Raw genomic sequence first — 454 nt, forward strand, 5'->3', positions numbered from 1 at the left:
TCCCAGATCTGGTACAGGTTCGTCAGCCAGCCGAACAGCTCGGCGTCCTGCGCGGCCGGCACGGCGCGCGTCAGGCTCTGGTACATGTGGTGATGGGTGTTGACCAGGCCCGGGATCACCAGGTGGCCGCGCAGGTCGAGCACCTCGTCGGCGGTATCGGGCAGGGTGTCGGTCGGGCCGACCGCGACGATCCGGTTGTCCTCGACGTAGAGGCCGCCGTCGCGGATTTCGCGCCGTTCGCCGTCCATCGTCACCCGCACCTCGGCATGGCGTACCAGCAACGTGCGGCCGGGGCGGCCGGCGTTGGAATGGAAGGAGGAGGAAGCTTGCGCGGCATGGCGCGCGATCGGGTCCTGCATGGTGGTTCTCCGTTCGGTGGCGCCGCCTGGGCGGCCTGGCGGCATCCGACCGGGAGCGGCGGCGCCGGAAACCGTGCCGCCGCGTCCTGTCGAAC

General features: G+C 70.9%; 1 protein-coding gene. It reads right to left on the reverse strand.

Going from position 1 to position 454, the window contains the following annotated elements:
* On the reverse strand, nt 1–359 hold a 359-nt coding region (locus tag FQ705_RS01960; protein ID WP_409934668.1), incomplete at its 3' end, for an imidazolonepropionase-like domain-containing protein.
* Nucleotides 360–454: the final 95 nt, after the last annotated feature.

Origin of the sequence: Paraburkholderia sp. BCC1884 (assembly GCF_900996225.1) — a bacterium.
Classification (GTDB): domain Bacteria; phylum Pseudomonadota; class Gammaproteobacteria; order Burkholderiales; family Burkholderiaceae; genus Paraburkholderia.